The organism is Terrimonas alba, from assembly GCF_042434975.1.
Lineage (GTDB): Bacteria > Bacteroidota > Bacteroidia > Chitinophagales > Chitinophagaceae > Terrimonas_B > Terrimonas_B alba.
Genome location: NZ_JBHMQM010000001.1, coordinates 1,090,152 through 1,102,437, shown reverse-complemented (window position 1 = coordinate 1,102,437; position 12,286 = coordinate 1,090,152). Strand labels below are relative to the sequence as shown.

General features: G+C 42.7%; 6 protein-coding genes. 5 read left to right on the top strand and 1 reads right to left on the bottom strand.

Going from position 1 to position 12,286, the window contains the following annotated elements; genetic code table 11:
• Positions 1-102: 102 nt before the first annotated feature.
• Positions 103-1,143 carry a LacI family DNA-binding transcriptional regulator gene (locus tag ACFEL9_RS04340; RefSeq protein WP_385886453.1) on the bottom strand — a complete coding sequence of 347 codons (1,041 nt, stop codon included), beginning with the start codon at positions 1,141-1,143 and terminating at the stop codon, positions 103-105.
• Positions 1,144-1,556: 413 nt separating this feature from the next.
• On the opposite strand from ACFEL9_RS04340, the gene ACFEL9_RS04335 reads away from it, so the two are divergent.
• The 5 genes from ACFEL9_RS04335 to ACFEL9_RS04315 all read left to right on the top strand — a co-directional run bounded on the left by ACFEL9_RS04335 (position 1,557) and on the right by ACFEL9_RS04315 (position 12,266).
• Positions 1,557-2,600, top strand: coding sequence for a LacI family DNA-binding transcriptional regulator (locus ACFEL9_RS04335; RefSeq protein WP_385886451.1), 1,044 nt, complete (start codon positions 1,557-1,559; stop codon positions 2,598-2,600).
• 135 nt (positions 2,601-2,735) lie between these two features.
• Entirely contained in the window at positions 2,736-5,927 is a 3,192-nt protein-coding gene (locus ACFEL9_RS04330) for a SusC/RagA family TonB-linked outer membrane protein (protein ID WP_385886449.1), read from the top strand.
• A gap of 20 nt (positions 5,928-5,947) precedes the next feature.
• Positions 5,948-7,735, top strand: a complete 1,788-nt coding sequence (locus tag ACFEL9_RS04325; protein WP_385886447.1) for a RagB/SusD family nutrient uptake outer membrane protein — start codon at positions 5,948-5,950, stop codon at positions 7,733-7,735.
• A gap of 42 nt (positions 7,736-7,777) precedes the next feature.
• A complete protein-coding gene (locus ACFEL9_RS04320; protein WP_385886445.1) occupies positions 7,778-8,980 on the top strand; it encodes a DUF5013 domain-containing protein in 1,203 nt (400 codons plus the stop codon).
• 466 nt (positions 8,981-9,446) lie between these two features.
• Positions 9,447-12,266: an RICIN domain-containing protein gene (locus ACFEL9_RS04315; protein WP_385886444.1), complete on the top strand. Its 2,820-nt coding sequence runs from the start codon at positions 9,447-9,449 to the stop codon at positions 12,264-12,266.
• Positions 12,267-12,286: the final 20 nt, after the last annotated feature.

Here is a 12,286-nt window from a genome sequence, read left to right as displayed (position 1 = left end):
TGGAAGAAAATTTTGATCCGATTCGGATAAAAAAATAAAACTAAACTAAAAGTTGCTTAACAATCCAATGTCCGGCTTGCGATCAGGTAATACCTTATGGTATTATTCCAGTTGATATTTTACTGAAGACTTCCGGATCTCCAATTCTACTGGTAGTTCGATTCTTTTGAAACTGGAAGGAGGCCGTTTCGCCTCAATAAGTTCTATTAATAATTCTGCCGCTGCTTTGCCCATTTCAAAAGCAGGTTGACGAACCGTAGTTAAAGATGGATCGAAAAGGTCGGGAGCACTAAAATTAGAAAAACCTGCAAGTGCTATTTTGCCGGGAATAGCAATATTTCTTTTTTTCAGGATGGAAAAACTCCCAATTGTCAGGCGATCCGAGGCAGTGAATATGGCATCCGGTGGATTCTCAAGAGAAAGTAATTCATCTATCGCAGTTTCAATTTCGTCCTTATTCATGCCTCCATGCATGCAATATTTGACATAAGCTTCATTAATAGGAATATCATTTTGTTGCAAAGCCTCGTAATAGCCGGCCAGTCTTTCATGCGTGATAGAGATATTCAAAGAACTGGTGATATGGGCTATGCGCTTATAACCGGATTTAATAAAATGTTCTGTTGCTGCTTTTGCGCCTCTTTTGTTATCCGCTACGATGGTATGTGTTTTGATCGCATTTGTTATCCGGTCAAAAAAAATAAGGGGCACTCCTTTTTCGTGAAGTTTTTTAAAATGCTCTACATTTTCTGTTTCTGTTGAAAGTGAGACAAGCATTCCATCTACGGATTTCCAGGCGAGGTGTTCCATGTTTTTAACTTCTTTCTCATACGATTCCTGGCTCTGCGTGATAATAAGGTGATAGTCTTTATTGCTGGCGACGAATTCTATTCCACTGATGACATCGGCAAAAAAATTATTTGGTACCGAGCTAATAATTAACCCGATAGTCCGGCTTTTCTTGTTTTTGAGGCTTTGTGCCATCAGGTTGGGCCGGTAATTATTCGCCATGGCATACTCCAATACTTTTTGTTTGGTCTCGGGACTGATCTTATAGCTGTCACGAAGAGCCCGCGACACCGTGGCTATAGAAAGATCGAGTGCTTTAGCGATATCTTTTATAGTTATTGACTCATGCTTCATTAAAAATCGGGCATTGCTGATGGGCTCTTTTAATGGCCGCGTTTAGCAATTGTTAAAAGTAAGATAAATCTTAGATACAATTATAATTCGTTGATTAATAGTGATATAAAACCTTATAATAGCCAGTGGTATTCCTTCTTTTGCCAACTAAAAAGCTAATCTATGCAAACGTTTGCCCAAATTAAGTTTGGCGGTTTGATTGCTAAATCGATTAATTGATATTCCTTTATACTGTCATTTTTACACTTATTCTTTTTGCTAAATCGATTAATGAAAATTGAATAAATGTAGAATAGGAATTAAGGTTAACGATTGCTGATTCAGCCAGGCATAGCTACAATAATACTTCCGGTCGGCCCGACAGTCTTTCGTTCTCCTTTTACAACGCTGGTTTAATTTTTAAAACGATTTGCTTGAAACGCAAACAATCCATACACGATTTGGCCAAAGAGCTGAACCTTTCTGCCACCACCATTTCATTTGTGATAAATGGAAAAGCGACAGAAAAGCGAATCAGCAATGATGTTAAGGAAAGGGTGTTGGCGCATATCAAAAAAACAGGATACCAGACCAACATGGTGGCCAAAAGCCTCCGCACCGGTAAAACTAAGATCATTGGCATGCTGGTGGAAGATATTTCTGACCCGTTTTTCTCAAGCATAGCAAGGGTGGTAGAGGAAAAAGCTTACAAGCTGGGCTATAAAATATTTAATTCAAGTACAGAGAATGATACAATCCGCGCCAGGGATTTGATCAAAGTTTTCAGGGAAAGGCAGGTAGATGGTTATATCATAGCTCCTTCGCCCGGCATCGAAGAAGAGATTCAGCAACTCGTAGATGACAATTTTCCCGTGGTTCTTTTCGACAGGTATTTTCCGGAATTACCCACTCATAATATTATTATTGACAATGCCGGCGGAGCCTACGAAGCGATGCAGCATTTTGTAGAAAATGGTTATAGAAGTATTGGTTTTGTGACCCTCGATTCAGCGCAGGTGCAAATGCAGGAAAGGTTGAATGGCTATTTACGTGCAACATCGGAAAATGCACTCCAGCCGTTTATTCAAAAAGTACCTTACGATACTGCGCTTGACAAACATGATAAGATAGTTGAACAGGTTAAAGCATTTTTGCATAAAAATCCCGGTCTTGATTCCATTTTATTTGCGACAAACTATCTCGCCATCGCGGGCCTGCAGGCGCTAAAGGATTTGAATCTTACAATACCCGGCAATATTGCTGTGATCGGCTTTGATGATAATACACATTTTTCATTGTTCTCACCTTCTGTTACTGCTGTGGCGCAACCGGTTGAAGAGATGTCGGCGAAGGTGATGGAACAGCTGATGCTTTGCATAAAAGATGAAAACAGGAAAACCAAAAATACAACGATCCGACTACCGACAAAACTTGTGATAAGGGAGTCCTCGCTGAGAAGGAATGGAATAGAAAATTAGCCCGGTTACATATTGAACAGTTGTAAAAAATTTCGATGAAAATCGAAGCAGGAGTTCTTTTGCCCGATCCGAACCCTATGAATTAAAAATTAAGCGCAAATCAATCAAATCTAAAAAACAAAAAAAACTTGCGGTATGAGAAATTTTAAGTCAAAGCAGGGAAGAAAAATGGTTGCATTTACGATGCTCATTTTCCTTTTGGCTTTTTTCAGTCCTTCCTCTTTTGCACAAACTAAAACAGTAACCGGAAAGGTGGTAAATACCGATACCAAGGAACCTCTGTCAGGAGCTTCGGTACAAGTAAAAGGCACTACAAAAGGTACAACCACCGATGCCGACGGAACATTCACCATTGAAGCACCCGAAGGGGCAGTTCTTGAAATAGGGTCTGTAAGTTACCAGGCCGTGGAAGTAAAACCTTCCAGGACCAAGGGCGTTTTGCTAGTGAATTTATCACTTAAAGAAAAGGATTTGGGCGATGTGGTAGTAGTAGGTTATTCAAAGCAAAAGAAAGCCACTTTAACAGGCGCTGTTGAACAGATAACAGCCAAGACTTTTGAAAGCCGTGCCATAACGAATATCGGTTTAGCGCTACAGGGCGCTTCTCCTGGTTTAGTAGTTACACGTTCTTCTCCACGCCCTGGAAATGAGGGTCTGAAATTTAAAATTCGTGGTGATATATCTGCAAATGGCGGGGATCCCCTGGTTGTAATTGATGGAGTTCCCGCTCTTGGCGGCGTAAATGGCATTGCTTTTCAAAATCTGAATAGTGATGATATTGAAAGTATCAGTGTGATAAAAGATGGTGCTGCTTCTATTTATGGTGCACGTGCTGCCAATGGGGTGCTTTTGGTCACCACTAAAAGGGGAAAGGGAAAAGTAAAAGTGGACTACGCCAGTAACCTGCGCTTTACTACCAATGGCATTATCGGTTATTCGCCCAGTATGCAAGAATATGCTACCATGTGGATTGAAGCCAATAAAGAAGAAGCCAAACCCAACTGGTGGGTATGGGGAAATCAAGAGAATATGCTGAGGATGCAGCAGGGTTACGAAGGTGCATATCCCCTTTTCGGCATCGACTATTATATCTTCAATGCCAACAGGATTGATGAGATGTTTGCCCGCCGTTATTCTCATCAGCACAACTTAAGTATCTCCAACAGTACGGATAGGTCAGGCTATCGTTTGTCGTTAGGTTTTGCTGATAATAAGGGCAACCTGGCAACGGCTTACGATGGGCAAAAACAATACAACGCCCGGTTTAATTATGATTATAAGCTGTCTGAAAAATTGAAATTGGAATCCAGCATCAGTTTGGTGAATGCCAAAACAGGTTCACCTTCTGTGGGCCTTGATAATACGCTTTATGGATATGATATGCCGTTCTTTCCTGCCAAAAATCCTTTTGGTCAGTGGTTTGCCTGTTTTAACGGAGTGGATGGAGGCGCAAACAGAAATGCTGCTGCAATGACCACCGATGGCGGCAGAGATAATAAAAATTCCCTTACCGGAAGGGTGGATCTAAAGGCTACCTACCAGATTTATAAAGATCTGGCGGTTGAAGGTTTGGCCTCATTGCAAAATGAACGGTTCAACCAGGAACGATATGTACTGCAAGTGCCGGTATATAACTGGTATGGCAAGCAAACCGGAACGGGTAACAATACAGGCGGCACGAATAATAGGTATTATACAGAGGCAAAGACATCTTTTTATCAATATTATTCGGCCTTGCTGCGCTATAATAAAACGATTAAAGGCGTACATAATATTTCGGCAGTGGCCGGTATCAATGCTGAAAAAAACAGGTATCAGTTTGTTTCGGCAACACGTATTGGATTCGAAAATTTGGGCGTTCAGGATATAAGTTTGGCTTCGGCTGCAGCGCAATCAAATGACGGGTTTAAAAACCAAAATGGGTATTATTCCTACATAGCAAGAGCTAATTATAACTATGCCGAAAAATATTTGGTGGAATTTATGGGCAGAAGAGATGGCAACTCCAGGTTTGCCACAGGATTTAAGTTTAAAAACTTTGGCGGCGCTTCGGCAGGCTGGGTATTTACCAAAGAAGATTTTTTACAGGGCATTACTTCAATCGTGAATTTTGGTAAAATAAGAGCCAGTTATGGCAGCTCCGGTAATGATGCCGGCCTTGGTAACTTCGAGTATATTTCCCTGATAGATCCCCGTGCTGTCATTTTGGGTGTGCCGGCTTCCCAACAGCCATCATCGGGCCTGCAGAATAATGGCTTAATAACTACACTGAGAACATGGGAAAGGGTTGATCAAAAAAATATCGGTATAGATTTGGCCTTCTTAAACAACCGCCTTTCAGTAGCCTTCGATTTATTTGAGAAAGACAATATCGGCATGTTATCACAGGTGATTTACCCCGCAGTATTAGGAGGTAGAGCGCCTAAAACCAACAGTGGTCATTTTAATACGAAAGGTTGGGAAGCTATTATTAGTTGGAAAGATAGCAAGAAAGATTTTTCTTATAATATTTCGTTCAATATCGGTGATGCTAAAACCTTAGTAACCGGTGTAGAAAACGCTGATGGTTATGGAGCAGGAAAAAACGGGATAGTGAATGGTTATCCTAATCAACCCTGGTTTGTATATAAAACCGATGGCTATTTTCAGAATCAAAAGGAGGTTGATGATTATTATGCAAAATATGGCAGCAGCCAGGACCTGGCTGGTATGCAAGCCACCAATCCCGATGTAAGATTGCGGCCCGGCGATATTAAAAAAGTAGATGTCAGTGGCACCGGAAACATCACATCCAATGGCAATGAAAAAAGTTCATTGGTGTACAAGGGCGATGGCACCCCACATTACACCTTCGGTTTTAATATGGGAGCCTCCTGGAAGGGGATAGATTTTTCGGCTTTTTTCCAGGGACAGCTAGAGCAATTGATTATGCGAAACGGATATATGGCTTACCCATTTGCCGCCATCTGGACCAATCAAAATCCTGCATTCCTGGGCAAAACATGGACTGCAGAGAATCCAAATGCTACTTTCCCCCGCTTAACTGTGAATGGCACCCGTGCAAAATGGAATTATGCCAACAATGATTTCATGTTGCAGAATAACCGGTACATCCGTTTAAAAGCACTTATTGTTGGCTACACGCTGCCTGCATCCTTAACGAGAAAAGTGAAGATGGAAAGAGCCAGGGTGTATTTCTCCGGAAATGACTTATGGGAGCTGGCAAGCATAAAAGATGGATTCGACCCTGAAATGGGTGAAACTTCCCAAAACGCAGGTTATCCCTTTGCAAGAACCTGGTCTTTTGGATTAAACATCGGATTTTAATAATCTGAAATCATTATACAATGAAAAAAATAGTAAATAAAATAGTTATAGGCGGGCTTTGCTTAAGCATGTTCTCCTGCCAGAAAAAGTTTATCGACTTAGACCCCCCTGCTCAATTTTCGGATGCCGTTTATTTTAAACAGCCAAGTGATTTTAAAGCATATACTGCAAGTTTTTATGGCCAGCTTCCTGGGTGGAATTTTGGCAGCATGGATAATGGTTCCGATTTGTCTGCAAACGCAAACGGTAACGGCGCCGATATGGGTCGGGGTACCATCGCGGTTCCGTCAGGTGGAGGTTGGAACTATTCCGGTATCCGCAGTTGCAACATATTATTATCCAAAGCAGCATCGTATGAAGGCACCGGTGACATCAGCCAATATGTAGGCGAGGCTCATTTCTTCCGTGCCTTTGCTTATTTCGGTTTGTTGAAAGACTTTGGTGGTGTGCCTATTATAACTACGGTGATGGAACTTACCTCGCCTGAATTGCAAGCACCGCGCAACAGCCGCTACGAAGTAGTTACCCAAATCTTAGCAGACCTGGATGAAGCTATTGCAAAGCTGCCCACAGAACAAATCATACCCAGCGCCGATAAAGGCAGGGTGAGCAAATGGGCTGCCAAAGCATTAAAAGCCCAGGTGGAATTGTATGAAGCCACCTGGGAAAAATATGTGGGACAAGAGCCTGATGGTGATGGTACGTCTGTTGGAGCTGGTAAGGCTGGATATGATCCTGCTAACGTAAATAAATATTTAACTGATGCTGTAGCAATGTGTGAGGATGTAATAACTAATGGGGGGTATGAATTATGGAATAAAAACTCAGCCGCCGGCATGAACAATTTAAGCTACTGGTATCTGTTCAATCTTGAAGATGCAGGCAGCAACCCGGGTGGTTTTGATAAATCAACCAATAAAGAGTTCATTCTGCAATCTGTCTATGATTTTACTTTCAGACAAAGTGGTATAAACATAACCTGGACGGTAGGTCAATTATATCCCAGTCGCAAATTTGTGGACCTGGCCGTATGCACGGATGGACTGCCTCCTGAAAAATCAACTTTATTCCAGGGCTATCATAAAACAGGCGATGAGTTTAAGAACAGGGACCTGCGTTTGTTGAATTATTTATATGCTTCCACCACAGCTCCTTCGTCCATTACTTTAGACTTTGGAGGCTTAGGTTTCAGCGGTTATGGCAACAGCAAATTTGGCGTGTACAAATTTGGCCCTGCTCCTGATGGACGCAGAACAGATAGAACTGAATCGGCTAATTATCCCATCATCCGCCTGGCAGAAGTGTATTTAATGTACGCAGAAGCTTTAGTTGAATTAACCGGTGGCATTACTGATGGCCAGTTAGATGCTTCCATCAACAAATTAAGAGCCCGAGCAAATGTAGCTCCGCTCACCAATGCACTGGCAGCCGCCAACGGGTTGGATATGAAAGAAGAAATCAGAAGAGAAAGAGCTGTGGAGCTATACCGCGAAGGCAAGCGTTTTGATGACTTGAAACGCTGGGGTATTTTAGAAGCTTCGTTGAATCCTTCCCGCCTTGGAAGAGTAGTTGGCGACGCCTCTTATCCTACGGATTTCAGAGATACCTCCGGCAATCCAACCGCTGCATATAAACCCGGCTCTTATGTTTACGGTGAAGAAGCTGTACAAACACCTGCAGGCGTGCTTAATTGTGTGGTGGTAGATAGTAAACAAAACCACGCCGTGGTTAAAAAACATTATTTGTTTCCCATACATGCAGAACAACTGAGGTTGAACCCGCAATTGCTGCAAAACCCCGGTTATTAATCGTCATCATCAACGAACATTATTCATTTCTTAAAGTTTTTTATGAAATATAAATTTTTAAATATAGTCTGTTGCTTAATCGCAATAGTTCTTCTCGGCACCCGCTGTGAAAAAGGCCCTCAGTTCAGGGAGTTTAATTATCCTGTAGCAGTGCCATCAGGTATGAGCCCGGCCAGTGGTTATGCTATGACCAATGTTACGATTGTCGGTACCAATCTCGACACATTAAAAGGAGCTGTAAAAATTTGGTTTGGCGGCATACAGGCAACCAATATAGTAAGCGCTACAGGCAATCAAATAGTAGTGCAAGTGCCGGCAAATGCAGTATCAGGTAAAGTCAGTCTCCAGGTATGGACTACAAAAGTGGATTCGGTAGGAACGTATACAGTAATTCCTTCGCCGGTGATTAATTCCATTGCTTCACAAAATGCACAAAAGCATGCTGCCTTTCCGGGAGACACTATATCAATAAAAGGTATTCGTTTCGGGACAGATGTTTCCAAGGTGGCAATAAAATTTAATGGAACAACTGCTACTGACATTCCTTTTATCAATGATACGCTGATCAAGGTTGTTGCACCCAATGGTTTTTCGTCTGGTAATGTCACGCTTACAATGGGGGGCTTAACAATTACAGCAACACCTGCAATAATTAATCCCAATGCACCCGGTAACATCACGCCTTACTTTTTAAGCAATACCGGCGACACGACAAAAGGTGGTGGATTTACTAATGGCGGTGCATTAGTTTCCAACAGATGGGGAACGTTAGCCGCTCCATGGGTTACGAATGCTGCTGCAAAAAATAAAAGCGGTGAAGGCGGATACTCTAAAGATGGAGGAGGTACTCTTTGTTGGGAAACATGGGGTAATACACCAATTACAGATGGTATCATCTATCAGCCTACTTCCATGCCTCTACCCGCTGGTAGTTACACGCTATCCGTTAAGTATTTCACAGAGGTTCAACAAAATTCTACCGTTCACATGGCCGTTGCATCTGGTAATAGCGGCATTCCAACTTTAGCCAATATATCCACTGCTTTAGCATCTGTGGCCTTGGCAAACCCCGCAAATGTTGGTGCTACAAGTCCCAATCTTACTGAAACCAAAACGCTCAATTTTTCGTTGGCATCGTCCGAGGTGGTTTCGATAGGATTTTTAGGAAACATCGCATGGGGCAATGGCAGTGCAAACCCGGGTTGTTATTGGAAAGTTGAGTGGATCAAATTAGTTAAGAACTAAACACTCATTACAGCTTTGGAGAGATAAGACATCTCCAAAGCTGTTTTCTCCGAACCAGAAATCAGTATGTAAAAAAAACCAGGTAAAAGAATTTTTTTTCATTACGGGCAGCTTTTATTCTCGTATGGCAGGCAAGCGTTGGCTGCCCGTAATGAAAAGTTTAAAATTTTTAGCAGACAATCATAAGCAATAGCGGAAGAGGTTTCTACCTTTTCCTATTTTTTAAAAAATTAATTGATTGCTGTCTTCTGCATTTGATATGAATTACCGGATGCTTTCCCAAAAAAATATTCGATCAAAGAACAAGTGTCAATAAAACTAAATGAAGATGACACTTTTTAAAAAATGAAACAGATTAAATCAAAAACGAACAAAGCATGTAGTGTGTGTTGAATAGTGAATGTGCCAGTGGTCTTCCATCTTATGAGGAAAAAATATTCCTTACCAGATCTAAAAACAAAACTAAATGGCAAAAAACATTTACACGACCCTTTCGAACCGGATATCCGGAAGAAAAAATTTTTTCAGTCTCCGTCCCAAACTGAATATACTGGTGCTTGCCAGTTGTTGCCTGTTTCTGTTGGCCTCGCTCCAACTGGGCGCACAAACTTTTGTACATCCCGGCGGCTTACATACGCAAACAGACCTCGATCGTATGAAAGTGCAGGTGGCTGCAGGGGCGCATCCCTGGATCGATAGTTGGAACGCCTTGATTGCTCACCCGAAAGCACAAAATACTTATACTGCGGCTGCGAGAGAGAATATGGGAGCCAGCCGCCAGAGAGCTTCAGCTGATGCAACAGCCGCTTATCTCAATGCTCTTCGCTGGTATATTTCGGGTGATACTTCTTATGCAGCATGTGCAAGAAAAATTTGTAATGCCTGGGCCTACGCAGTTAACCAGGTGCCCAGCGGCACTGATATACCAGGTTTAATGGGTATTGCTATTTATGAATTTGCGGTAGCAGGAGAAATCTTGCGTCTTTATCCCAATTGGTCATCGGCAGACTTTAACCAGTTTAAAAATATGATGACTACTTATATGTACCCTGTATGCAATGATTTTTTGACCAATCACAGGGGCACATGCATTAGCCATTATTGGGCAAACTGGGACATCTGCAACATGACAGCCATTTTGGGTATCGGCGTATTATGTGATGACACTGCAAAGTTCAATCAGGCTATCACATACTTTAAATCCGGTGCAGGTAACGGTAGCCTTGCTAGGGCAGTTCCTTTTTTGCATAGTGGAGGCTTGGGACAATGGCAGGAGAGTGGGCGTGACCAGGAGCATGCGCTATTAGGTGTAGGTATGTTAGCAACGTTTTGTCAAATAGCATGGAACCAGGGACAGGATATGTATGGTTATGACAACAACCGTTTGCTGGCAAGTGCAGAATATACAGCTAAGTATAATCTTTGGAAAGATGTTCCATATACGACCTACAACAATTGCGATAACGTCAACAATTTTTGGGCTTCCGAACAAAACACAGGTGGCAGAGGAAGATTGCAGCGTCCCATTTGGGAAATGATTTATAACCACTATGTGGTGCGGAAAGGTTTGAGTGCTCCCAATATAAAAGCAATGGCAGAAGTGAACCGGCCGGAGGGTTTTGTGCATGATGATAATCTTGGTTTTGGTACGTTGTGTTATACATTGAATGCATCGGCATCGCCTTATCCTGCATCGCCTGCTCCTTCTACTCCTACAGGTTTGAAAGCAACAGCAAGTGTGGGCAGAGTGTGGTTGAGATGGACGCCTGTTACTACAGCTACCGGTTATAATGTGCTTCGTGCTACATCAAGTGGTGGGCTCTATACTACTATTGCCACTTACACCGGCACCTATCCCTTGTATGAAGATGCAAGTGTAAGCAATGGCACTACCTATTATTATGTAGTGTCTGCAATCAATCAAGCTGGTACCAGCAGCAACTCTACACAGGTAAGTGCAAGTCCAACAGCAACAAGTGCGTTACCTGCAGGCTGGGCACAACAGGATATTGGAACAGTTGCCACTGCAGGAAGTGCCGGTTATGCTAATGTGAGCAGTGGCACTTATGTATTGAGCGGTTCCGGTGCAGGCATTGGTGGCACTGCAGATGGCCTGAGTTATTTGTACAAAAGTATAACTGGTGATGCAACCATTACGGCACGAGTTGCAGTGAATACATGGGGTGGTGGTGGCTCACAGAAGACGGGCATCATGATCCGTGAATCGCTTTCTTCCAATGCCATTGCATTCAGCATGACCTCAGGCGATGTGGGTGCCCGTGAAGCAAGATTTGGCAGGCGTACTGCTACAGGTGGCTCTATGGGTTTTCAAACAGGAAATCTTTACACTACCGGTCCAACCTGGTTTCGCCTGCAAAGAGCTGGTAACACCTTCACCGCTTATCAATCAACAGATGGAAAAACATGGTTTGCAGTGGGCTCTTCTGTTAACGCATCAATGGCCAGCACTTATTATGTGGGACTGGCTGTATCATCCAACGGTTCCAATTTAATTACCACTACTTACGACAGCGTAACAGTGACGAGTGGCGCAATTGCCAATGGCACGTATCGTATCATTAATCGAAACAGTGGCAAAGTATTAGATGTTGCGAACCTTTCAACAGCGAATGGTGCTAACGTTCACCAATGGGCTTGGCTTAATGGCACCAATCAACAATGGAATGTAACAGACATAGGCAATGGTCAGTACAGTATTGTTGGGTTGCAAAGCGGTAAATACTTAGATGTAAATGCTGTGTCAACCGCAGATGGGGCAAATGTTCAAATCTGGCAAAATACCGGTGGCAACAATCAGAAGTGGACATTTACTCTTACTGATAGTAACTATTTCCGGATCACGGCAGTGCACAGTGGTAAAGTATTAGATGTTGCGAACAGCTCCCTGGCCGATGGTGCTAATGTTCAACAGTGGACCTATAATGGTGGCAATAACCAGCAATGGCAACTGGTGCCTGTAACCAGCCAGCTATCTGCCCGGACAGCTGCGGCGGTAATACAAACGATGACTACTGATGAAGTTGCTGCCCATGATATTATTGTTTACCCCAACCCGGTAGCCGGTGAACTGGTGGTTAAACTCACCAATGGATTTGAAAAAGGATCAGTAATTACACTTACCGATGTTGCCGGCCGCTTGTTACGTAACCTGCCGGTAATGGGAACTGAATATGTGTTGCCCCTCAGCGCTCTATCATCCGGTGTCTATTTTATAAAAATAAATAACGGGGAAAAAAGCATTACGAAAAAAATTATAAAACAATAAGATACCTACCGCAACCTTCA